Consider the following 24,806-nt stretch of genomic DNA (forward strand, 5'->3'; position numbering starts at 1 on the left):
CTAACCGTAGGAACTACGGGGATAGCCTACTTATCTTCGCTCGATAGAGCGTTCAGCGTAGGAATCTCATGACTTTAGTCGTGAGAGGTTCAAATAATGTGAGAAAGGCTGTGAAGTTATTTGAGAGGTTATAAAGCAATGCTATTTGATTTAGATGATACCTTACTTAATAGGGATAAGGCAGTAGATAAAATGTTTTTAATTATTTTAGAAAAGTGTTATGAGGATGTTAAACATTCAGCAAAAAACGAAATGTTACAAAAATTAAAGGGATATGATAATAGAAGCTATGGCTATGGTGATAAAACAAAAGTTTTGGAATCATTTTTTGATGAATTTCCACCAAAATATAGATTGCCACGCAATCACATTCAAGACTTTTGGAATAATAATTTTCCTCATTGTTTTTCTATAAACAAAAATACTATAAATATCGTAAATACTATAAAGATGCAAGTTAAAGTTGCAATTATAACAAACGGCTCAACTCAGAGACAAAAAGCTAAAATAATGAACACTCATTTAAATAGTTGTTTTGATATCATAATTATTTCTGAAGAAGTGGGATTTAGTAAACCTGACAAACGCATCTTTGAATTAGCATTAAATAAGCTTAATGTGCAACCGGAAGCCGCATTATTCGTTGGAGATGACATAGAAAAGGATATTGCTGGTTGTCAAAATGCAAATATAAAGGGCATATGGTTCAATCCTCATATGATCAAGAATGATACCGAAATAAAACCATATGCCGAGATCAATTCTTTTGATAGATTATTAAGTTATTTTACATAATAAACATAATCAGAAGTTATTTTCTTCACAATATTTTTATAATGAGTAAAAACAATAATCATGATTATGGAAATGATCAAAAGAGCAACAAGCAGTAATTTGAGGTGAAGATAATGCTGAATTGTATTCCATAAAAAAATTTGTTAATATAAAGATACAATTATGAGAGGACTGATGGATGGACAATGATTAACTAATCTATATTTTTATTTGAAATGAATAACTTCAAACTTCAAAATATAGGGTTAGTCTGTCCATTTTTATAAATCAGTGTTACTTTATTTGTCATGATTCCAATGGCAAAAAAGAACTTATTTAATATAAGTGAAAGACTAATCCTTCCAATGACAAATTGGGAGGATTTTTTATTCTCTCATAGTTAAGATTATCTATAACTTTAATCTAATAAATAAAGGAGAGAGAGAAATGAGCAATTCAGACACTATTGTTACGCATGTAATACTCCGTATAAGTCGTTAATATCCATCAAACTTATACGGAGAAATTTAGAATAGATGGATGTGCCGACTTTGTATAAAAAGTAAAGTGTTCATATACAAAGGAGGAATTATCATGTCAATGATACAAGTTCAAGACTTAACTTTTTCTTATCCAGGTAGCTTTGACAATATTTTTGAAGGTGTAAACTTTCAAATAGATACGGATTGGAAACTTGGATTTATCGGTAGAAATGGACGAGGTAAAACAACATTCTTTCATTTATTATTAGGGAATTATGAGTATAGTGGAAAAATCACTTCTTCAGTAGAATTTAATTATTTCCCTTATCCAGTTTCGGATAAAAACAAGTATACTCATGAAATCTTTGAAGAAATTTGCCCCCAAGCAGAAGATTGGGAATTTCTTCGTGAAATATCCTATCTAAATGTTGATGCCGAGGTCATGTACCGACCATTTAAAACATTATCAAATGGAGAACAAACAAAGGTGTTGCTTGCTGCACTTTTTTTGACTGAGGGTCAATTTCTATTAATTGATGAGCCAACCAACCATCTAGACACTGATGCAAGAAAGATGGTCTCTGATTATCTAAGGAAGAAAAAAGGGTTTATTTTAATTTCACATGACAGAATCTTTTTAGATGGATGTGTTGACCATATCTTATCTATAAATAGGGCAAATATTGAAGTTCAAAGTGGTAACTATTCTTCTTGGAAGTTAAATTTTGATAGGCAGCAGGAACACGAAGAGGCAACAAATCAGCGTCTACAAAAAGACATAGGGAGATTAAAACAATCTTCAAAGCGTTCAGCAGGTTGGTCTAATCAAGTGGAAGCTTCCAAAAATGGGACAACGAATTCGGGTTCTAAGTTGGACAAGGGTTTTGTAGGACATAAAGCGGCAAAGATGATGAAGAGAGCAAAGAACCTTGAATCAAGGCAACAAAAAGCTATTGAGGAAAAGTCAAAACTGCTAAAGAATGTGGAAAAAACTGAGTCATTAAAATTAGAACCATTGGAATTTCAGTCAAATGAATTGATTGTTTTGGCTGATGTGTCTGTTAAGTACGATGACCAAATAGTGAATAAGCCAATTAGCTTTAAAGTCGAACAAGGTGACCGAATTGTACTTGATGGAAAGAATGGAAGCGGAAAAAGTAGTATTCTAAAACTAATGCTAGGAAATCCGATACAGCATACAGGCTCAATGAATTTAGGTTCAGGCCTCATTATTTCCTATGTCCAACAAGATACTTCTCATTTGAAGGGACTGTTATCGGACTTTATTGAAGAGCATGAGATTGATGAAACGTTATTTAAATCCATCCTACGTAAGATGGATTTTGACCGAATTCAATTTGAGAAAGATATAGCTCATTATTCTGGTGGACAAAAGAAAAAGCTGCTTATAGCCAAAAGTTTATCTGAAAAAGCTCATTTATATATTTGGGATGAACCGTTAAATTTTATTGATATTTATTCGCGCATGCAGATTGAAGAGCTTATTCAAAGATTTAGTCCCACAATGGTTATTGTTGAGCATGATCAGGCATTTCAACAAACAGTCGCAACAAAAACTATATCTATATGAAGAACTGTCAGTAAATTAGGTTATGAAACTATATGGTACTTTAGTTGAAAAACGTAGCTAAAATGAACAAACTTTTTTATGAAAACTAAACATAAATCTGTTAGAGAAGAATCCATTTTGATCAATCTTGATATGCTCCCTGTCAAGTAGACAGTGGAAATAATAAAAGTGCTTTAAGCGGCTTGAACCCTATATTCTAATGGGCTCAAGCCGTTTAATCGTTCTTGGTACCGTTCGTTATTGTAAAACCAGATATAATCATCGATGGCTTGTTGAACGCTTCAAATGTCTTATACTTATAAGGAAGGCGTATTTCTTTCCTTATAATCAAATCGATTTTCTCTACAAAAGTTCGAACAGACGGGACACCATTTTTATTTAAAATTATTTCAACAAGGACACAAATACGATAGCAAAGAAATTTTATTAAGGGAAGAAGGGAGCTCCACAAAAGAAATATTATTTACTCTATGTAGAATACACGGCATCCCAAGTTAAGGAAATTCAATATAAAAAACCCAATTTTTCATTATTAAAATGGAGAAATTGGGTTTTCTATTATTGGTATAAGTATTAAAATGTTCCAAGCACTTCTAATAAGAGTGAATCCTTAATCCTCGATTAGATAAAAGCTGTTCTACCTTTTTTCATTTTTCATATTCTGTTTTCATTTATCCTGTCCTAATAGCTTACAAAGCAAAATTTGCTTCGATAACAGCTAAATCTTTAGCGCTAGCACCCCATTATTTTAATTTCATATTTGACAAAATTAAAATTTCTTTTTTGATATGCTATTCACTTTAACATCAGTTTAGTGCCTCGCATCTAAAAGTAATTTTATCTCTTTTATTTGTTCTATGTGTCGTTGTTCATGCAAATATATCTGTTCAATCCATTGATCAAGAGGTAATTCACCCAAAGCAGGATGCTGCACTGATTTTTCCGCCAATATGGATTTATCTTCTATAGTACTAAGAAAAGTCAGCAATTTTTTTCTCGAATCATTTAACAAATCAATTATTTGCTGAACTTCAAATGGTTTTACATCTGGTTCAACAATTTTTGGAGCTTTAATCTTTTTCGTTCTATCCAATATGATAAGATGAACATTTTTACGATCTTTTTGAGTATGATCAACTTCTTTTAATCCCCATGCAATAGCCTTTATAGATGCTTCTTCCACTAAAACTAAGTGATGGCAAACTTGTGCAATACTCCACTTATTCTTATCAGGCTTACCATTAAATTGCGCATCGCTTAATAAAGTAATCTCCTTTACTAGATTATTTCTCGTTTCATACAATTTGTCATTTACTAATTTATTCATGAGATTTCTCCCTTCTCCAAAAAGTGCATACTAAAATTCCTATTCTGTATATATTCTCTTTGATGAAAAGTATTCTCTTAGTTTTCACTATTCTTATCTCTATTATATTATAAGTGTAGTAGCTGTAGACGCAACGATGATAATGAACTTTCAAGTCATATAATTGATTTTGTTAAGAAGAGTTGCAATAATGAAAATGATATGTTCCTATCTAAAGAAATCACAAAAAATTCCCACAACTACTGAGTGTTTTCATCAATGTTATTTTAATCAAAGGCGGTTATATGTATGAATTTAATAAATGAAACGAAATTATTTTTTAAAAAATTTGATCACCTTGATATTCCTGCTTTAATTGATTTGTCTACTTCTATTGGCTGGGACTATGACCGAAATGAAATAACAACAATGATGAATTCTGGAAAAATTTATGGTCACAAAAATGAAGAAGGCAAAATAGTCTCTAGTGCAGCAATTATTGAGTATAGCTCAAAGCTAGCATCCATTGGTATGGTGATCGTTAGACAGGATTATAGGGGGATGGGTCTGGGAAGAAAAGCTACACAAAAATGTCTAGACTCTATGTTATGCAGTAAAACGGCGATGTTAATTGCAACAGAAGAAGGAAAACCTTTGTATGAAAAAATGGGTTTTAAATCGATAGATACTGTTCATAAGTTTCTTTGTGATCACTATGAGCCACTTGTAAAAAACAGCAATCTTCATAGAAATATAAAACCGATAGGTGAGGAAGATATACCGCAATTAATACATTTAGATACTGAAGCATTCGGTGATAACCGAAAAACCTTTCTTATTAATCGACTGAAACAATCAAAAGAAGCAATAGTTGTTAAAAGTCCTGATGGAAAAAATATCGGTTATGGGATGTCTATTTCAGGACCTATACATCTTATATTAGGCCCTATAGTAGCGCTTGATTCTGAAACAGCATCCGTAATCATTGATCAATTAGCGAGAAATCACCACGGAAAATTAAGAATCGATGTTCCTTCAGGACATGAGGTTTTCATGTCTCATTTAAAAAAATGCGGTTTCTTACAAGTAAGCCAACCACCAATAATGATTAAAAATGGAGATCATTTGCCATTACGTAATAACACGTTGTATGGCATAGCCGCACAAGCTTTTGGATAAAGACATAATAAATGCAATCCATTAAACTGTTCACCAAAACCAAGTTTAACCCGATTTATCTAAATCAGAAATAAATCGGGTTTATTTGATGATGTATTATTTAAGCCTTCCTGTATAATTTAAGCTTTCTACTTGTTTTGCATCCGCACTACCAGTAAGAATAGCGCGAACATCTTTTAATGTATCCTTAAGGTTAACTGCTTCACCTTGCTTGCCAGAATAAGCCTTAGCGACAAAAAATGGTTGCGTAAGGTAGGCTTCGAGCCGTTCGCCTCTATGATAAGTTTGTAATTCAGAAGTAGGGATACTGCTCATTCCCTTAACGTTCACTAAGGAACGCAATTCACGATATCTCCGCAAAAGTTTTTTCGCTTGTTGTTGAATGGATAAATGTTGATCTTCGAGATGTAGTCCCTCTAATACCGATGACGTTGAATAAAGGGGATGAATAGCTGGAAACTTGTGCCTCGCAACGAGATCTGCATCAAAATGCCATAAAGTTTCAAGTGGTCCATAAGGAATATCGTCATCGACGACTGTCCCCTTTAAATCGACTAGGAAAGTTGTGACATGATGAATACCATCATTCTCCAATTGTTCTTGAAGATCAAATATATGACCTGTTAAAACATGGTTCCGATCTGCAACAAAAATAATGTCTTTACTTTGTTCTGTATCTGTCACGATTCTATATGTTTCATCAATTGTATAGGAAACAATATCAACAGCTTGAAGTATATCTTTTAATTCAGGATGTTCTCCATCAGGCTTCAATAAGATGGTCAAATAATCTTCTTTTTTGAAATTCCGTAATAATTCACCTAAAAGCACTAATTGTCCCATGCCTGGACGAGCTACTAAACCGACCGTTCCACCTTTTGCTAAAGGAGCAAACAAATCTAAGACTTTAATGTTTGTTTCAATCATTTCAACTGTGTCCCCACGGATTATCAACTCATCTATACTACATTTCGCTAAAGTTGCAAGTGCCACGATGGTTCGAACTTCCGAACGTCCAACCGAAATTTTTCCGGTACATAAATTAGAAACTGTTGCAGGCCGCAATCCAACTGAACGAGCGGCACTTGTAAGGTTAGGAACTCGTCTTCTTAATAAAGATACATTTAGTCTTAAATTGTCCAATCTTTACACCTTTTTCATCTTATTTTATATTTTTCATAAACAAATCTACAGTGTTTACAAAGGTTTGTATATCAGGTTCAAAAATATTATGATCTGATTCATCGAAAACAACTAGTTTCGCTTGCGGCAATTTCTCTATATATTGTTTTCCTGCTTCTAATGATAACACTGCATCTTGTTTTCCACCTCGGATAATAAGAGCGAGGACAGTGAATGGATGATAAATCATCCCAAAAAGAAACATGAGAAGAATCTCTTTCTAACCCAATTAAAGCTTCCCGTTTCATTCTTTGAGAAATTGGCTTTCCTCTCCAAGGTGGCAATGATGAATAAAAATCAGCCCAACCTAGGCGTAGTTGTGTATGAATAGCCGGATAATCACCTATTATTAGCCCTTTAAGTAAGTTCGTATTTTTAATGGCATATCCAATTGTATATGAAACACCTCGTGAATAACCCATTAAAATAAACTCCTTTAGTGCGAGATGTTTGATAACAGTATGAATATCACTGATATGTTCTTCTAATGTATATCCACCTTTAGGTAAACTGCTTTTCCCACGCCCTCTAAGTGTCATAACAACACAATGTCTAGGATCTAGTAATTCTATTAAAGAAATATAATCTTCTGCTGATTCCGAAAGTCCAGGAATAATGACGAGAGGAATTTTATCCTTCATCTTGTCGTTCATTTCTACAAAATGGATATTTGTACCATTATTATCAATCCAGTGATGGTTGATATTCATTTTTATTTCACTCCTTATTATATTTTTTTTTAAAATATTGGTTGTTGGTAACGATACCAAATATAGTGGTTATAAAAATGATTTCAGTTAAGCAATTAACCCACAATCTAACTGGTATATTCTTTTTTGAAGATGATCTTTAATTGAGATCTTATATAAAGTAGAAAGAACCTACACTGATGGAAATTTTTACTTTATCTTAATGCATTGAAAGGTAGAATAGCATGAACACCTTTGGAGAAATTTACAATTTGCGTTATACGCAAATCGACTACCATTGACGCGTATGCATATGCTTCTGTGCGAGATATATGATATAAGGATGACATTAAATCTAACATTTCATTTAAAGCAATCCACACAGCCTGATCAAGACCTCCTGCAGATGTCCACCCCCATGAACCTGGAATCACCTCATTAATCTTTATTTCTAATGTTTGACCAGGTTTTGCTTGATTAATATATACTGGACCAACTAAAGCGTGCCCGAATTCATGAGATTGGCGATTAGGTTTTATCTCAGTAAATTTTTTTCTAGGTTGCCCTAAAGCAGTACGTTTTTCTAAACCCCATGCGGAGTCTAACGTTTGAAAGTTTACAGTATCACCAGAATTAATTGCTAAAGCAGGTTCTAAATCTTTGCTGAAAAAACTATGAAGTGAGTCTGAATTGGGTTTTAAAAAATAAATGTTAGACAATGACTTATCTCCTTTCTATTATGTTTTATCAATTTCAAAACTTTTTTAAAAATTCACGACCTTCCATTACTTCAAAAGGTAATATAAATTACTCTATATGTCAATTATTTTTTAACGTAATATAATTTTCTCTTGAGAGAAAAAGTTAACCTTATTTGGATAGTCGGAGGAATATCTGTTTAAAAGGTAATAAGTTAGGTTTTGTTTTCGTATTCTTCATCTCTTATGAATAAAAATTCCAACTATAAAAAAGCCTCATTTCTCGGTGTTATAAGCGAGAAATAAGGCTTTTATTACTTCATAAAATAACCGTTGCGTTGTTTCAATCTTATCATATTACATAAAAACCTTGGACATACTATTTTATAATCAATTAGGGGGGGGGAGGACAATATTCATGAAGCTGAAAATACTTGTTATATTTATGGGAGTTAGCTTCATGTTCTTGCCATTAAAAACAGAAGCAAATAAAGACGAAGTAAACGAAAAAGATTTTTACGACTCTTATATCACTTTATTAAATCCTTATGTTTATAAGATCATTTCAGAAAAAGTAGGGCCAGATAGATCTTACGATTTATTTAATGTGAAAATATTAGATATAAAAAGAAATATTCCTGGGAGAACTGAAAAAGAAAAGGAAATAAATAAAGGAGTGTTCGATTTTACTGTAAAGGTACAATACAAAACATTTTATGGACCTCATAACCCTCCTTATGGCCTTGAAACACTCACATTAAGAATAACGCCAAGTGGAGTAAAATTAATTAATTTTAAACACCAAGACATATAAAGAAGGGTGGCAAACCCTTCTTTATAAGAGTTAATATGTGTTATAGTGGATTCCAGATTGTTTGCCAAATTGGATAGCATGATAGTCATTTGTAGCATTTTTTACACCAAAGTAAATATCAATCCAGTATGCAGATAAATTATCTTGACAATTCACTTGCCCCATATCTTCAACTAAAAAATCGTCTTTATAGCCAAAGCCAGGTAAGTAAAGCTTTTGGTCAGTATATATTTGTGTTCCGTATGGAAGTTTTGTTCCTGACCTTGGGTTGCCGCATACTTTAGGCTTAACTGCGACAGTTCGATATGGAGTTGGTGTCGTTCCATGATAGGTTTTACTGCCAGGCGGGGCTGTGTATGCTGTTGCATGTTGATTATTGTAGGTCGCTGCTGATGATTCCCCTAATGGTAAACTTAACAATATTGCGATGCCGAAAAGACTGCTTATCAGTTTTTTCAATACAATTCCTTCCTCTCCCATAAATTTTTACATGAAACTGATCGTTCACCTCCTAAATTTTATAACTAATGATGCTCTGTTCTCCCTAAATACTTTCCAGTAGTTGCATGAAAGTGGACTTCCATTTGGTTGTCGTTTTTATCTCCTACAACTGTCAAAAACAGTATGTCTTTATCTTTGATCAGCTTAAAATGATAACCGTTAAAAAGATAGTTGTCTTTTCCCCCTGGTTCTAACGAAAAATCATTGATCGCTTTTTTAACCGCTTCGTCGCTATTAAACTTCATTTCATTTTCACGTATGATGAAATAACTTAAAGAAACCCCATCTAACATTTGGGTGCGCGTAACTTTCTGATTTTCAATCGTAATTCCTATACGCTTATCTTTGTTAGGTAAAACGATAAGCATTTGCCAATTTTCTTTTTTGCCGTTCATGCCACTTTTCTTATCATCATCTACACTATTTATATGCAAGAGCTCAGCTTGTCTATCGATTTCTCGAGCATATTCTAATCCTAGTTGATAAGCTTTTAACAAAGTGATAGATTTATCCGTTTCTTCTGCATCAGTAAACAACTCTATTCTGGAAAAAAACAAAAGGAAAAATCCAATCACTAATATAAAAATCATATGTTTTAATATTTTCCCCAATACAAATCACCCAATGTTTTATCAATTTAATCCTTATACTATTAAATACGATAAATGATTGTAATTATCCTCCTAATTTGTTAATTTTTTAAATTTGTATAAATAGAATCTACTGAAAAAGTAATCTATAGGTTCTTAAACCCCGTTAATTTTTATGGTATTGGAGCAGCTGGAGAAAACGGAAGGAAACTTATATATAAAGAAGCCATTTCTCGCTTATACACCGAGAAATGAGGCTTTAATTCGCTTTTCTATTAATTACTTCTCTGCAAATTCATATGGAAAAAGTATTGCAAAATTTCTTATTATTCGTTATATTCTAGAGGGTATTAGTAATTTTTTGGATGGTAATGATTGGAGGTTTTCAAGCAATGTGTTCTGATATTCACGAACAAAATTTTGTTTTTGATTTAATGAATAAATATGTACCTTACTTTGATGTCGATAAACATGTGCTGCTTGGAGAGATGCCGCTGGCATTTGTTGCAACACATAAGCGTAGAGATGAAAAATATATGATGACAAGAAAAATAAAAGTATGGGAAGTAGAGAATCAACAAGTTATTTTTGCTGCTTGCTCGGAGGAAGAAGTGACAAAATGCCTTGTTCAGCAATTTCTGCAGATAGTAGAGAAGCACTTTAAATCATACATTCCTTCTTACTCAGAACATATGTCGACCATTTTTATCGCGATGATCTTAACAAATCAGCCAGTTCATGAAAATGCAATAAAGGAGGTGAAAAAATATCGAAAGATAAAGTTTATGAAATTCGGTTGCCACGGATGGGCAGAAATTTATGCAACAATTGTCGATTACCAACGTCAACAAGTAATGATCCATCCAAAAGGAAAACAATTTGTACAACCAGTTAAAAAAATTCTTCAAGAAGGGAGAAGATAGAATGAGTTTATTGGCGTTGCTAGCTATTGCAGGCGGGATTTTTATTGTCGCTTATTTTACTTATGGAAAGTTTCTAGATAAGAAATTAGATGTCGACCCTAATCGGCCAACACCAGCTGTGACAATGGCAGATGGTGTAGATTATGTTTCGTCCAAAAAGCCTGTCCTCTTAGGCCATCATTTTGCTACCATTGCAGGTGGGGGGCCGATTGTCGGACCTATTACAGCAGTTGTCTTTGGTTGGATACCAGCAGTGCTATGGATTATCATTGGAAGCATTTTTATTGGCGGTGTCCATGATTATACTTCATTGCAGGCATCCATTCGCCATAAAGCACAATCGATCGGAACGATTATTAAAGAATATATCGGCATCCGGGGGCAAACACTATTTTTGGCCTTTTCGATTGCAACGCTCGCTTTAATTGTCGGAGTATTCACTATTCTTGTTAGAGATACGTTTGTTTCTGTTCCTGAAGCCGCTACAGCTTCAATTTTGTTCATCGGTGCTGCTATCATTTTTGGGTTTCTAGTGAATCAATTTCGGATGAACTTTGTGTTAGCAAGCATACTTGGGGTCATTGCAATGGCTGCTAGTATTTGGATTGGACTTATCTATCCATTACATTTAAGTGGTACTGCATGGGTTATCATTTTGTTAGTGTATGCTTATTTAGCTTCTGTGATGCCAGTATGGGTGCTATTACAGCCTCGTGATTATCTTAACTCATTCCTGCTTTATGGTATGATCGCTGGTGGGGCGCTCGGCATTATATTTGCCAATCCAACGATTCAAATGCCTGGATTTACAGGTTTTTATAATGAAACATTAGGCTACTTGTTTCCTATTCTTTTCATTACAATTGCTTGTGGTGCTATCTCTGGGTTTCATTCCCTTGTATCGTCGGGAACAACAGCCAAACAGTTGGATAATGAGAAAAATGGCAGATTCATCACATTCGGCGGTATGCTGTTAGAAGGCTTTTTGGCTATTATTGCTGTAGGGGCTGTTGCCTATTTATCACAAGCTGAATTTACAGCGAGAATGGCAGATTTAGGCGGACCGATTGGGACATTTTCAGCAGGCATTGGTTATTTTATGTCGCATTTTGGAGTTCCCACAGCTACAGGAACAACTTTTGTAGCACTAACCGCTTCTGCATTTTTAATGACAACATTAGACTCTGCAACAAGGCTTGGAAAATATGCAGTTCAGGAGCTTGCAGAGGATAAATTGCCAATCTTAGCAAATAATCATTTAGCAACACTTGTTATTGTTGTAGGCGCTGGAGCATTGGCGATTTCAGGAACGTGGAGCGCTGTCTGGCCATTGTTTGGCTCGGCGAACCAAATGCTTGGAGCGCTGGCACTGTTGGCCATCAGTGTATGGCTAATTAAAAAAGGGGTAAAAGCTTGGTTTGCAATCATTCCGATGATCTTTATGTTTTTCGTGACAATCGCTGCACTTATCGTTTTAATACAAACAAATTTTACGGCGAAAAATTACTTTTTAACGGTGGCTGCATTCGTTCTGCTTGTTCTCTGCATCGTCCTTGCGATTGAAGCATGGCGATCGTTAACCGCAACGAGTGAAAAGGATTCAAGTATAAAAGTCTAAAAAAATTGAAAGTTCCATAAGTGGGGGGGCTCTTTTCCCCCACTGACAAGAAGTAGAACAAAGGCTAAGATCGAAAGCGTCCTCGAAAAAGAAGGGCACTTTTTTTTCGTGCGATGCTGATTCGAGAAGCTTTCCTTATCCTGTCGGCCCGAACCAATCGAACATTTGCCTTTCAGTCATCCCCCACCTAGCGCTTCTGATACCTCTTATTCTTGAGGTGGAGGGCTGTACCCGCCAGTTAGATGTGGAACAAAAACTACGAAGGAAGGAGGAGTTAAGCAAAGTACAAAACCTATTTTTACGAAAATCATCTAAAACTACTACTTTCGTTAAATGTGCTGAAAAACTTGAACCTCGCTCCTATCAAAACAATAGGGAGTGGGGTTTTCATATTCCCCTGAATATAACTTTCAATATATTGAACCTTCCATCAATTCTGAACAATGGTTATTCTAAAAACATCTTATTATACATAGAATCATTAAAAACATGCTTTATGATAGGGAACAATCTAAAAAAACGGATAGGAACAAATTTGTTTCTTACTAAAAAGAAGAATCAGGAGGGAAGAGTAGTGATTTTACATGATATCGAAATGCTGGATAGGACAAGTATGAGAGAATTACAGTTCAGAAGATTGAAAGAAACGTTGGAAAGGGTCTATCATAAAGTTTCCTTTTATCAACAACAGTTTGCTGAAGCCCAAATTGCGCTTCGTGATATTCAATCCCTTCATGATATTGTGAAATTACCCTTTACAAAAAAAGAAGACTTAAGAGCGAACTATCCATTTGGTCTTTTTGCTGTGGAACGTGAAGAACTTGTTAGAATTCATTGTTCTTCAGGGACGAGTGGGAAGCCAACTGTTGTTGGGTATACACAACAAGATATAGAGATTTGGCAGGAAGTTGTCGCAAGAGCAATAGTAACAGCAGGAGGAAGACAGGGAGGTTGTTTACATAATGCGTATGGATATGGTCTTTTTACTGGAGGATTAGGTCTTCATTATGGCAGCGAAAAATTAGGAATGGCGACAGTGCCAGTTTCAGGCGGCAATACACTTAGACAAATTATGCTTATTGAAGATTTTGAACCAACGGTCATTTGTGGAACACCATCTTATATATTAAATATTGCCGAGACGATGGAAAGTATAGGAAAAGATCCGCGAAAAACATCATTGCAGTATGGGATTTTAGGAGCAGAGCCATGGTCGGAAGAAATGCGAAAGTTAATCGAAAAGAAACTAGCGATTAAAGCTTGTGATGTATATGGATTGAGCGAAGTACTTGGACCTGGTATTGCAATGGAATGCCACGAGGCACAGGATGGACTCCACGTAGCTGACGATCATTTTTTCATCGAAGTCATTGATCCAGTCTCTTTAAAACCGCTTAAAGAAGGAGAGGAAGGCGAATTAATTATTACTAGTTTAACGAAAGAAGCATTCCCGGTGATCAGATATCGCACTGGTGATATAGCGTCTATTACAACTATTCCCTGTAAATGTGGAAGAACGACAACGAGAATGTCTAAAGTCAAAGGCCGAACAGATGATATGGTTATCATCCGTGGAGTGAATATTTTTCCATCTGAAATTGAAAATTATCTTTTACAAGTTGAAGAGATAGCACCGCACTACCAACTATATTTAAAAAAAGAAAACGCCCTTGATATTATAGACTTGCACGTAGAAGTCAATCAAAGTTTCTATCTTAATCGTATAAATAAAAATTTATCTCATTCACTCGTAATGAACTTAGTAGAAAAAATTAAATATTTAATAAGAAATTATTGTTTAGTTGCACCTCATGTTACTGTGCTTGCACCTAGCAGCATTCCAAGGTTTGAAGGGAAGGCGATTAGAGTAGTTGATCACCGTTAATAAAACCGTTGTTTTCAAAACTGCTAGGCAGCCTTTTCGTGCTATCGCCTTAAAAACATCGTTGGTTTTTCCATCACGTGAAGATCTTCTTCAATAGAAAGCATTTTTTCTTCGATCAGTTTTCGAGCATCATTGATCGCTTGGTTATAAATAACCGGCCCAATCTCCTTCATCATAAAGTCGAGTAGGAACCCTGCTGCCAGTTCCCCGATTTCTTCTGATCTTTCTTCGTAAAAGTATGTTTGAATGCGCCCAATCAGCTCCTTTTTATTTTCCTTTGGCAGCTTCAAATGAACCATGTTGTCTTTTCCCCCTTTTAAGAAATGTACACCTTTATTATATCATTCTCCCATGCATCATATATAAAATTCAGTTACTGCCTTATTTACGTTGTAAAATAAGAGAAGAGGCTGGGACATAAGTATATTTTTAAAGCAAAATTAAGAAATTTCACATCAGAAAAGCGCGAGAAATCAACGTTTCTAAAATTGATTTCTCGCGCTTTTTAAGGTTTTAACCAGTTATGTCCCAGCCCCTATCTTAAATGCTTCTATTGATTTTGTGCAGTTATTTTTGTCTATCATCTATTATCACAAATTCTTTTTTAAAAATGCAATAACTTGATCAAACGCATTTTTCACAAGTGGGTCGTTCATATTTTCATCAAAGACGTGCGGTTTATTTGGAATAATGTGCAACGTGTTGTCAATCCCAGCTCTTTCAAGTGCCTCATTCATCATAATCGATTGTTCATATGGAACATCAACATCTTGATCACCGTGCAGCAGCATTGTAGGAGGATAAGCCGCATCGATGTTTTTAATTGGGCAAAACGCATCCAATTGCTCCGCACTTTCCTTAACATCCAAGTCAGTCAAGAAGTCAAGCCATTTCCCTTGCTGTCTTCCATATAAATATAGTGCAAACCGCCTCTCGATTGGGGACTCCGATATCGTTTTCTTTTCGATTAATTGCCGCACGAGAGCTTCCGGTACTGTCTGCATTTTCGCATAATGTGGATTCGGTTTCTTAGACCAGTCTCCTAAAATATCTCCGTAGCCATAAAAAGAAACAATCGCTTTAGGTCTAACATTAAAAGTACCGCTTAGCAAAGCAAGATAGCCTCCTGCTGAACCGCCGATAACGGCTATTCTGTCTGGATCAAAGCCAAAGCTTTCTTTCCCTGTCTCTTTTAACCAGATCAGCATGTCCTGAATGTCTTCGTAGATATCCGATAACTTTGACTCAGGTGCAAGTCGGTAATCGATAGAACAAACATGAAAGCCCGCTTGCTGATATAGTTTGATTTGATCTGGGTTTATGTCGGTCCTTGTACCCCAGATTAAGCCGCCGCCATGAATATAAACAATAAGCGGTGCATTTTTTTCTTCAACAGGATAAAAATCTCCTTTTATTTCACAGTTGTTGATTTCTTTATAAATAAAAGTTGTTTTCATTACTTTCGTTCATCTCCTTATATAACGTCAGCACTAGCACTAAACTTGACGAACTCAAATACTTATTAGCAGGCTTAGAACTTTTTAAACCGATAAAGACCCGTGTGCAAATCTCTTTTACATTTTTATAATATATCAAAAATGCAGAGCTAGTAAAAACTTTTATGTTTTTGTAATGTAAACACTTCCAAATTTATTCGATTGTAATGCTGTATCTCCTATAATCATTTTGAAGAAAAGCATTCGTCAACTTTTTTATCCCGTTTTCAAATCATTATGTACGGTGCTAGAGTAAAAAAATGCAAACTGAGGTGATGTAAAAGTGTTATTTACAATTGTAAAGAAGAATTCTTATCAGGATTCAATTAACTTGATGTTGTTAACAAACGCAATTGCTGCTACAGATGGAATTAATAAAGTTCAAATTATGATGGCAACGCCTGCAAATAAAGATATTTTTAAAGCAGCAGGTTTGTATTCTGAAAAACTTGAAGAAGCAGAATCAAACGATATGGCAATTGTAATAGATACAGATGATGAACAAAAAGTGGATGAAGTATTAGAAAAAGTTGATCAATATTTGAAGGATCAATCGATTAGCAGTAAAAGTCAAGATTTTGAGACTGTTCGTACATGGGATAGAGCGAAAAAAACTTTACCGAATGCTACCCTCGCATTAATTTCTGTACCTGGCCAGTATGCTGCTGAAGAAGCCGAAAAAGCGTTGGACATGGGTCTTCATACATTTCTTTTCAGTGACAATGTACCAATTGAAGATGAAGTGAAATTAAAGAAAAAAGCTCATGAAAAAGGCCTACTCGTGATGGGTCCTGACTGTGGTACAGGTATTTTAGATGGCATTCCAATGGCATTTGCAAACGTCGTAAATAAAGGACGCATTGGTATCGTTGGCGCTTCTGGGACAGGCATCCAAGAAGTATCTACTATTATTGATCGTCTTGGTGAAGGTGTAAGCCATGCGATCGGTACAGGCGGACGCGACCTTAAAGAACCTGTTGGCGCAATCACAATGATGGATGGCATTAAAGCATTAGAGAAGCATAAACAAACAGAGATTATCGTTATTATTTCTAAGCCGCCAGCAAAAGAAGTGCGCAATCAAGTTGTCGAGTTGCTTCATAGCTTATCTAAGCCGGTCGTTACTATTTTCCTAGGAGAAAAACCTACTCAACATGAAGGCAATGTTTATCAAGCTTACACATTAGAAGAAACAGCTCTGATTGCGGTTGATTTAGCGAAAGGAAGAGAAATAAAAGAAGACTACAATCATGGCGCTTACGAAGTTGACAATATTCATCTAAAACAAGAACAAACAGCGATTAAAGGCCTATTCTCTGGTGGTACATTGGCATCCGAAGCTGCAGTATTAATTTCTGATGCACTAGGACTTGGCACAGAAATTACAAATGAAGATGGTTATGTATTGAAAAAAGACGGCCATGAAGTAGTTGACCTTGGTGATGATAAATATACACAAGGTAAACCGCACCCAATGATTGATCCAGAAACAAGAGCAGCATTTATTGAAAAAGCTGCCCACGACGAACAAACAGCAGTCATCGTTCTTGACTTCGTCCTCGGCTATGGATCGCATGAAGATATGGCAAGCGCATTACTGCCATCAATTGAAAAAGCAGTAGCTTATGCAAAAGGCCAAGGCCGCACTCTATACGTTGTAGCTTCTGTCTGTGGAACAGAAAACGATCCGCAAGACTACCAAGATCATAAGAAAAAGCTTGCAGAGGCTGGAATTATTGTTAAGGATAGCAACAACCAAGCTGTTCGTACTGCACTTCAGATTGTTGGACTGCAAGTAAATGACGTGAAAAAAGCCCGCATAGATGTACAGACTCCTACTACAACTTTCGATTTAACTGTATCGAAAGAGATGGATGCTTTAGTAAATAACGAACCTGCGATTATAAATGTTGGATTGAAGAGCTTTACAGACGCTATTACTGCGTATGGCGGCCGTGTCGTTCATTTAGACTGGAGACCAGTCGCTGGCGGAAATGAAAAAATGAGAAAGATTTTAAGCTTACTAAAATAATTTAATTTTGGAAATTAAATATAATTATTTAGGAGGATACAAATGAAATACAACTCTATTGACGAAGCAAATAAGGCGGTAATTGACAACATATCTGGAGCAGCCCCGTTTCTTGTCGACGTTGTACCTGCTAAAGAAAAAATCAAAGAATTAAATGAAGGTAAGGTACTGCTTCATGCTGGTCCTCCAATTAAATGGGAGGAAATGACTGGTCCGATGCAAGGCTCTTGTATTGGAGCTGCTTTATTTGAAGGTTGGACAAACAATGAGGAAGACGCACGCAATATGCTTGCTAACGGCGAAGTAACATTTATTCCTTGTCATCATGTAGATGCAGTAGGACCCATGGGCGGCATCACTTCTGCTAATATGCCTGTCTTTGTAGTAGAAAATCGCAGTGAAGGAAATGAAGCATACTGCATCATGAATGAAGGTATTGGAAAAGTGCTTCGTTTTGGCGCATATTCGGAAGAAGTAATCAATCGTCTAAAATGGATGCAAAATGTATTAGGGCCAACGATTGCATCTGCATTGAAACTAACGGAAGATGGTTTAAATCTGAACGTAATGATTGCGAAAGCAGTAACAATGGGTGATGAGTTTCATCAGCGCAATATTGCCGCGTCCCTCATTTTCCTAAAAGAGATTAGCCCATATATCGCACAATTAGACATTAGCGAAAAAGATCGCAAAGATGTTATCCAATTTTTAGCTGACACCGATCAGTTCTTCTTAAACATCGCAATGGCGACAGGAAAAGCAGTACTTGATGGCGCTAGAAAGAAAATTGAAGCTGGTACTGTCGTAACTGCAATGTGCCGCAATGGGAAAGACTTCGGTATTCGTATTAGTGGCATGGGCGATCAATGGTTTACTGCACCAGTAAATACACCACAAGGACTATTTTTTACTGGCTATTCCCAAGACGATGCGAACCCTGATATTGGAGATAGTGCAATCGTTGAAGCATATGGTTTTGGCGGAATGGCAATGATTGCTGCACCAGGAGTTACTCGTTTCGTTGGTGCAGGTGGTTTCCAAGATGCACTTGCTACAAGCAACGAAATGATGGAAATTTGTCTTGATCAAAATAGCAACTTTACAATTCCAACTTGGGATTTCCAAGGGGCATGCCTTGGCATTGATGCACGCAAAGTAGTTGAAACAGGAATTGAACCTGTTATCAATACTGGTATTGCTCATAAAAAGCCTGGTTTAGGACAGGTTGGTGCTGGTACTGTTCGAGCTCCAAAAGAATGTTTTGAAAAAGCACTTGAAGCGTATGCTGAAAAATTAGGCTTGATCTAAATGTTAAATCAATCCACTTTTGTAGTAGAGGAATATCATCAACATATTCCTCTACTACTTAAGAAATACAAGTCCGGATACGTTCATAGCAAATTTAGCAATGGCATGAACATTCGTATGGGAGATTGTTTGCTTTTTATCGGAACGACGAAAAATGGACATCTCCCATTTGGTATTCATATGCAAAAACAAACGGTTCAACAGCTTATAGGATCAATGAAAGAGTGTTCTTCTGTTACTTGGAATGACGCATCAGCACAATTGTCCTTTGAGGATCATCTCATAGTTAGTTTTAATAACGCCATCCCATATAAAAACTATGTAAAAAAATTAATAGGAAGCAAAGGAACGCTTCTTCCATATTTAGCGGAATTTGCAGCTGTTTTAAGTAATCATGCAGAATCAACAGGTTTAGACTTAAATATGAAACAATTTCTGGATGTGGAAGATAAATCAAACGTAGATGTTTCATTTCAAGTAGACAATGAAACAGGCAAACAAGTTTGTGCTTTAATGAATGCTGTTTTTTCTAGCGATCGTCAAGAAATAGAAAAAGTAGTACGTTATTTTTTAGGCAGAGGTAAAGGATTAACGCCATCAGGGGATGACCACATTGTTGGTTTATTAGCAATCCATACTATTACTGAGGCATTTCATCCTATTTTTTTACAAACAGTAAAGGATTTAATTGAGCAAGAGTCATTGACAACAGATATAAGCAAAGAATATCTAACCTATGCATTGAAAGGCGAATTTAGTTCATCAGTAGCAAACGTTATGAATGACTTGACTGTAACTAATAGACAGATAAATTTGAAAAAGCACTTGTTATCGTTAATGTCAATGGGTCACAGCTCTGGCGTGGATACCGCATTTGGCATGTTAATCGGAATAGCAGCAATAAGGAGGAATAACTGATGGCAGAAAAAGTTGTAATCGCACTAGGTGGGAACGCTATTTTACAACCAAAACAAGAAGCAACTTATGAAAATCAATTGGATAATGTACGGAAAAGCAGTGAAATCATTGCCAGAATTGTAAAAAATGGCTATCAGGTCATTGTAACACATGGAAATGGCCCGCAAGTTGGGAATATTTTACGCCAAAATGAAGAGGCTAAAGATGTCGTACCGCCGTTTCCATTAGATGTATGCAGTGCAGAATCTCAAGGTTTTATCGGCTACATGATGGATCAAACGTTAAAAAATGAACTACAAAAGCTAGGATTAAAAAATGCTGTTGTTAGTATGTTGACACAAACTGAAGTCGATAAAAATGATCCTGCTTTTCAAGATCCTTCAAAACCAATTGGTGTATTTTATTCAGAAGCAGAAGCAAAGAAATTAGCAAAGGAAAAGAACTGGGTAGTGAAAGAAGACGCAGGCCGCGGTTGGAGACGCGTCGTTGCCTCACCTTTGCCAAAATCCATTCTTGGCTCTGACATCATCAAACAATTAACAGATACAAATGCGATTGTCATTGCAGCCGGCGGCGGCGGTATACCTGTTGTAAAAAATAATGACGGTACTTGCAAGGGCATTGAAGCAGTAATTGATAAAGATAGAAGTGGACTAAAACTAGCAGAAGAAGTGAAGGCTGATGTGTTCATGATTTTGACAGACGTGCAAAACGTGTATATTAACTACGGTAAGCCAGATCAAAAATCATTAACGCATGTTTCTTTAGAAGAAGCAAAACAATATGTAAAAGAAGGGCAATTTTCTGCAGGAAGCATGGGACCGAAAATGGAAGCTGCAATTAATTTTGCCGAACAAGGCGGTAAAGCAATCATTTGCTCGCTAGATCAGGCCGATCTTGCAATGGAAGGAAAAGCAGGTACGCACATTACGAAATAATAACATTCAACATCATTTATATGGTATCTGTTTCACTGCTTTGTTTTTTCTTAAAGCTGTAACAGATGCCATTTTTATCTTATGTTAAGAATGTATAAACTCTATTATACTATTAATAGGAGCCTTTTTATCAGCTGTTGTCGACATTTATACTGACATTGGTACTTACTTACAGAGGAGAGATGACATGAGGAAATCACGCTCCTTTAAGAAAGAACTTATTTATTCTTTTTTAACAATTACGTTATTTTCAATTCTATGTCTTGGCGTTTTTCAAATCTTTCAAATATCCTCTTTAATTAAAGAAAATCAAAAAAGCCAAACACAAACGACAAAATTTCTTGAAGATTATATTATTAACTACGTTCAAGATCACCAAAAAGCGATTCAGACACAAGCATTAAATGTGAAGCAGCTCTTTGCAAATAGAGACATCGCAGGAATTCAACAGCAGCTAAAGGATATAAAAAATAACTATCCTGGTTTTGTCAATTTATATGTAGGGAATAAAGAGGGGCAATCGATCGTTTTTTATCCAGAAGTGTATACTGATGGAGCGAAAAGGGAAAATCTTGATTTTAGTGATCGTCCTTACTATAAAGAGTTAGTAGAAAAGAAGGATACAGTCATCTCTTCAGTGTTCCACGGGAGAGGCGGCACAGATATACTGCTCGTAACGATTGTTTCTCCAATATTAAACGATAATGGAGATATGGAAGGTTATGTACTAGGTGCTTTAGATTTAAACTCATTAGATGAGCATATTAAAAACCGAAGCTTCGGAGAAGAGGGCTATGCGGTTGTTTTAGACCAAGAAAATAATGTGATCGTTCATCCAGATATCGACACAAGAGTAGAGATGGTTAACCTTTCTGACTCGGAAATTGCTCGATACATTAAAGAGCAGCAAAATGAAAAGCGCGGTCATTATTTTACGGTAGAAAATGAACATGAGAAAGAATATATTACGTACGAAAAAATTGACTTTCTTGACTGGACAGTTTGGGTTGGCAAACCGACGGCAGCGATTACGAACACGTATAAAAAGGCCATTATGACGATTTTAGTATTTCTTCTTATCACTGCAATTGTCATGATTGGTATGAGCCTCATTTTAACAAACCGCTTGGAAAAAACAATTAGCAACTTACTCAAATATATTAAAGATTATACAAAAGGTTTGAAAAAGAAAGATACGATTACAAAAAAAATACATGGTCCAAAGGAAATGGAAGAGTTATTCTATTATTTTAATCATATGATTCATGAAGTGGAAAGGAACCGGCAGGAACTAATCGAGTTAAATACTGCTCTTGAGGGAAGAGTGCAGGAGAGAACTGCTCGTTTAGAGAACAAAAATTTAGAGCTGAAGGCTGTCAATAAATTGATTACTTCTGTTTCATCTGACAAAGATATCGCTCACTTTATTCAGCACTGCTTGAAAAAAATCGAACCATATGCATTTTATTCGATCCATGTACTCTTTCATCATGTAGCTGTTACAAGCACGACGATTCATACGAATCAAAACTTGCAAGAATACCTTAGCAACAATATGTTAGGTGAACAACAACATATCGAACCGATACATGTCGAAAAAAACCATAAAGGATTTCTAGTCGTTGATCTTCAAAACGAACAGTCGATAACAGAAAGCGACCGCGATTTTTTACAAACGTTTGCCAGCTCTTTGGCAGTGGTGCTGCAAAACAAGTTCCTTTTTGAGCAAATTCGAAACAAACATGCTGAATTAGAAGCAGTTGTAGAAAGTTTGTCTGAAGGATTAATGATGTTAAATGACCGTAATGAAGTGGAATATGTCAATGAATACTTCCTTAATGTTGTAACAAACGATATAGTAGAAGATCAGCCTTTAGTTGTTCTAGAAGATGTATACGAACGATTCCTTACGTTGTTTAATGTGTCGAATGAATGCTTGTCTGCTTTTTTCACTAATAATCAAAACGAGCTCAAACTTGAATATAAGCAAACATCAGGAAAACCAAAGTTTTATTTGCTGCATAAATTTTCTGTCATGTTAGATGAAGAAAGAATTGGTGAAGGATTATTATTGCGTGATATTACAAAAGAAGAAGAAATTGATACATTAAAAAATAATCTGATTTCACTTACTTCACATGAATTTAAAACACCGATCACGAATATCAAAGGCAGTGTAGAAACATTGCTGCGTTCTGAAGTGAAATGGGAGCCAGAATTCCAACAGGAACTTTTGGAAGGGGTGCACGAAGACATTGAAAGAATTCAGCATTTAGTAAATGACTGGATGGATATTTCAAAAATAGAATCAGGAACAATGTATGTAGAACGGAATATGGTACGCCCTGACCATATAATTGAAGAAACAATTGAACAAGTCCCTAAAGATTTACGAAAAAATGCGATCTTTCAATTTCATCATCACTTAGATGAATCTACTCTTTTTTATGCGGATAAAAGGCGCGTTCAGCAAGTACTAATGAACTTATTTACGAATGCACTTCGCTATAATGATTCGAATTTAAAGGAAATTGATATTACACTGGATAAAGAAAAGGATCACATTATTATTTCTGTTTCTGATAATGGCATCGGGATATCCAAGGATCATATTACGAGAATATTTAATCGCTTCTATCAGGTAGACGTAACAGCAACAAGAAGAACAGGTGGAACTGGTTTAGGTCTTGCAATATGCAAAGGGATCATGGATGCTCATGAAGGAAAAATAGAAGTGAATAGTGAACCAGGAAAAGGAAGTACCTTTATATTGTCTTTTCCGTTAAGAAAGGAAGTGCAGCATGAGAAATCAAAAGATTTGTATTGTAGATGATGAACCGAAAATTTTAAGATTTATTGCAGCTAATTTAAAATCAATTGGGTATGAGGTAAATACGGTAAGTTCTGGGGAAGAGCTATTTGAAAAGTTCGATCTTATTTCGCCTGATTTAATTTTATTAGATATTATGATGCCTGGCCACGATGGATTTTACGTATTAGAAGAGCTGCGTAAATTCAGCAATGTGCCAGTTATTATGCTTACCGCTAGAAGCAATCCCCAAGACAAAGTGCAAGGATTGAATGTAGGAGCAGATGATTATTTAACAAAACCTTTTTCCTTAGATGAATTATTCGCTAGGGTGAATGCAGTATTAAGAAGAACACAACCAAGCCTAGCAAATCAACAAATGACACAATCGCCAATTATTAAAACTGGCAAATTAGCAATAGATATTGGCAGCAAGAGATGTTGGATCAATAATGAAGAATTTAAGCTTACGTTTACAGAGTATTCCATTCTGGAATTACTAGCGCTTAATTTAGATAAAGTTGTACAGCACGAAACAATTTTATCTGAAGTATGGGGGCCGCAATATCGAGATGATGTTGAATATTTACGAGTTGGAATTGCGAGAATACGAAGGAAAATAAATGAGCTTTTACAAAACAAAGAGGAATATATTATTACGTATCCCGGCCTTGGATACATGCTGCGCAGCATCAGTCATTCTTAAATGTATGAACTCTTAAATATATTGAAGATAGAAGAATGTAAATCGAAAAACCGATTGTATGGTTTTTCGATTTTTTTACGTCCATTCTAAAGATGAGTTCGGGTCTACAGAATAAACCTCTATGAAAAAGAAAACCCTTTTTCAAGGTTTATTCTGTAGACCCGAATCAATTAAATGTCAAGAGAAGAAGTGAGAAATGTGAAAAGCAACATTCGCTTAGAATATCGTGACAAAAAAACGCACCGTCATTTTTAATGGCTTCCTGTATATAGGTCTAGTAATTTTAAGTGTTTTAATGTTTTTGTAATGTAAACGTTTTTAATTTTATTCGAATGCAATGAGGTTTATCGTATATTTCTATTGAGAT

The 24,806-nt window shown here is 35.5% G+C and carries 21 protein-coding genes and 1 pseudogene; 13 read left to right on the forward strand and 9 right to left on the reverse strand.

Annotated features, from left to right (window positions below):
* Window positions 1-138: 138 nt before the first annotated feature.
* Window positions 139-795, forward strand: a complete 657-nt coding sequence (locus tag J2S08_RS06030; RefSeq protein ID WP_307227662.1) for an HAD family hydrolase — start codon at window positions 139-141, stop codon at window positions 793-795.
* A 573-nt stretch (window positions 796-1,368) separates the two neighbouring features.
* Window positions 1,369-2,847 (forward strand): Lsa family ABC-F type ribosomal protection protein, encoded by a 1,479-nt coding sequence (locus tag J2S08_RS06035; RefSeq protein ID WP_307227663.1) that lies wholly within the window; start codon window positions 1,369-1,371, stop codon window positions 2,845-2,847.
* Window positions 2,848-3,020: 173 nt separating this feature from the next.
* Here J2S08_RS06035 and J2S08_RS06040 read toward each other — a convergent pair.
* Together J2S08_RS06040 and J2S08_RS06045 are read right to left on the reverse strand one after the other, a co-directional pair.
* Window positions 3,021-3,119 (reverse strand): annotated as a pseudogene (locus J2S08_RS06040) (IS3 family transposase); the annotation flags it as partial.
* 539 nt (window positions 3,120-3,658) lie between these two features.
* Window positions 3,659-4,174, reverse strand: coding sequence for a DinB family protein (locus tag J2S08_RS06045; protein WP_307227665.1), 516 nt, complete (start codon window positions 4,172-4,174; stop codon window positions 3,659-3,661).
* A 288-nt stretch (window positions 4,175-4,462) separates the two neighbouring features.
* Between J2S08_RS06045 and J2S08_RS06050 the strand changes: the two genes are divergently transcribed.
* Entirely contained in the window at window positions 4,463-5,332 is an 870-nt protein-coding gene (locus J2S08_RS06050; protein ID WP_307227667.1) for a GNAT family N-acetyltransferase, read from the forward strand.
* 96 nt (window positions 5,333-5,428) lie between these two features.
* Here J2S08_RS06050 and J2S08_RS06055 read toward each other — a convergent pair whose 3' ends face one another.
* The 3 genes from J2S08_RS06055 to J2S08_RS06065 all read right to left on the reverse strand — a co-directional run bounded on the left by J2S08_RS06055 (window position 5,429) and on the right by J2S08_RS06065 (window position 7,922).
* Window positions 5,429-6,475: an ATP synthase beta subunit C-terminal domain-containing protein gene (locus tag J2S08_RS06055; RefSeq protein WP_307227669.1), complete on the reverse strand. Its 1,047-nt coding sequence runs from the start codon at window positions 6,473-6,475 to the stop codon at window positions 5,429-5,431.
* 98 nt (window positions 6,476-6,573) lie between these two features.
* Window positions 6,574-7,224 carry an alpha/beta fold hydrolase gene (locus J2S08_RS06060; RefSeq protein ID WP_307227671.1) on the reverse strand — a complete coding sequence of 217 codons (651 nt, stop codon included), beginning with the start codon at window positions 7,222-7,224 and terminating at the stop codon, window positions 6,574-6,576.
* A gap of 194 nt (window positions 7,225-7,418) precedes the next feature.
* A complete protein-coding gene (locus J2S08_RS06065; RefSeq protein WP_307227673.1) occupies window positions 7,419-7,922 on the reverse strand; it encodes a hypothetical protein in 504 nt (167 codons plus the stop codon).
* Between the two features lie 397 nt (window positions 7,923-8,319).
* Here J2S08_RS06065 and J2S08_RS06070 point away from each other — a divergent pair, with 397 nt between their 5' ends.
* Window positions 8,320-8,715 carry a DUF3888 domain-containing protein gene (locus J2S08_RS06070; protein ID WP_307227675.1) on the forward strand — a complete coding sequence of 132 codons (396 nt, stop codon included), beginning with the start codon at window positions 8,320-8,322 and terminating at the stop codon, window positions 8,713-8,715.
* Window positions 8,716-8,745: 30 nt separating this feature from the next.
* Here J2S08_RS06070 and J2S08_RS06075 read toward each other — a convergent pair whose 3' ends face one another.
* Window positions 8,746-9,174, reverse strand: coding sequence for a hypothetical protein (locus tag J2S08_RS06075; protein WP_307227676.1), 429 nt, complete (start codon window positions 9,172-9,174; stop codon window positions 8,746-8,748).
* A 65-nt stretch (window positions 9,175-9,239) separates the two neighbouring features.
* Window positions 9,240-9,827 (reverse strand): hypothetical protein, encoded by a 588-nt coding sequence (locus J2S08_RS06080; RefSeq protein WP_307227678.1) that lies wholly within the window; start codon window positions 9,825-9,827, stop codon window positions 9,240-9,242.
* A gap of 371 nt (window positions 9,828-10,198) precedes the next feature.
* Here J2S08_RS06080 and J2S08_RS06085 point away from each other — a divergent pair, with 371 nt between their 5' ends.
* From J2S08_RS06085 to J2S08_RS06095, 3 genes are all read left to right on the forward strand, one after another.
* Window positions 10,199-10,729: a hypothetical protein gene (locus tag J2S08_RS06085; protein ID WP_307227679.1), complete on the forward strand. Its 531-nt coding sequence runs from the start codon at window positions 10,199-10,201 to the stop codon at window positions 10,727-10,729.
* 1 nt (window position 10,730) lies between these two features.
* A complete protein-coding gene (locus J2S08_RS06090) occupies window positions 10,731-12,347 on the forward strand; it encodes a carbon starvation CstA family protein (RefSeq protein WP_307227681.1) in 1,617 nt (538 codons plus the stop codon).
* Window positions 12,348-12,921: 574 nt separating this feature from the next.
* Window positions 12,922-14,232 (forward strand): phenylacetate--CoA ligase family protein, encoded by a 1,311-nt coding sequence (locus tag J2S08_RS06095; protein WP_307227683.1) that lies wholly within the window; start codon window positions 12,922-12,924, stop codon window positions 14,230-14,232.
* 41 nt (window positions 14,233-14,273) lie between these two features.
* Here J2S08_RS06095 and J2S08_RS06100 read toward each other — a convergent pair whose 3' ends face one another.
* Entirely contained in the window at window positions 14,274-14,531 is a 258-nt protein-coding gene (locus J2S08_RS06100) for a DUF2164 domain-containing protein (RefSeq protein WP_307227685.1), read from the reverse strand.
* Window positions 14,532-14,822: 291 nt separating this feature from the next.
* Window positions 14,823-15,689: an alpha/beta hydrolase gene (locus tag J2S08_RS06105; protein ID WP_307227687.1), complete on the reverse strand. Its 867-nt coding sequence runs from the start codon at window positions 15,687-15,689 to the stop codon at window positions 14,823-14,825.
* Between the two features lie 322 nt (window positions 15,690-16,011).
* On the opposite strand from J2S08_RS06105, the gene fdrA reads away from it, so the two are divergent.
* The 6 genes from fdrA to J2S08_RS06135 all read left to right on the forward strand — a co-directional run bounded on the left by fdrA (window position 16,012) and on the right by J2S08_RS06135 (window position 24,439).
* Window positions 16,012-17,760: an acyl-CoA synthetase FdrA gene (gene fdrA / locus J2S08_RS06110; RefSeq protein ID WP_307227689.1), complete on the forward strand. Its 1,749-nt coding sequence runs from the start codon at window positions 16,012-16,014 to the stop codon at window positions 17,758-17,760.
* A gap of 42 nt (window positions 17,761-17,802) precedes the next feature.
* The gene (locus J2S08_RS06115) at window positions 17,803-19,068 is read left to right on the forward strand and encodes a YlbE family protein (RefSeq protein ID WP_307227691.1); all 1,266 of its coding nucleotides are present in this window, start codon (window positions 17,803-17,805) and stop codon (window positions 19,066-19,068) included.
* Complete coding sequence (locus tag J2S08_RS06120; RefSeq protein WP_307227693.1) at window positions 19,069-19,986, forward strand: oxamate carbamoyltransferase subunit AllH family protein; 918 nt, start codon at window positions 19,069-19,071, stop codon at window positions 19,984-19,986.
* Complete coding sequence (gene arcC / locus J2S08_RS06125; protein WP_307227695.1) at window positions 19,986-20,924, forward strand: carbamate kinase; 939 nt, start codon at window positions 19,986-19,988, stop codon at window positions 20,922-20,924. The genes J2S08_RS06120 and arcC overlap by 1 nt, the downstream gene beginning before the upstream one ends.
* Window positions 20,925-21,111: 187 nt before the next feature.
* A complete protein-coding gene (locus J2S08_RS06130) occupies window positions 21,112-23,757 on the forward strand; it encodes a sensor histidine kinase (protein WP_307227697.1) in 2,646 nt (881 codons plus the stop codon).
* On the forward strand, window positions 23,726-24,439 hold the full coding sequence (locus J2S08_RS06135) for a response regulator transcription factor (protein WP_307227698.1): 714 nt from the start codon (window positions 23,726-23,728) through the stop codon (window positions 24,437-24,439). The genes J2S08_RS06130 and J2S08_RS06135 overlap by 32 nt, the downstream gene beginning before the upstream one ends.
* Window positions 24,440-24,806: the final 367 nt, after the last annotated feature.

It is taken from the genome of Bacillus chungangensis (assembly GCF_030812995.1).
In the GTDB taxonomy this organism is placed as follows: domain Bacteria; phylum Bacillota; class Bacilli; order Bacillales; family Bacillaceae_C; genus Bacillus_CF; species Bacillus_CF chungangensis.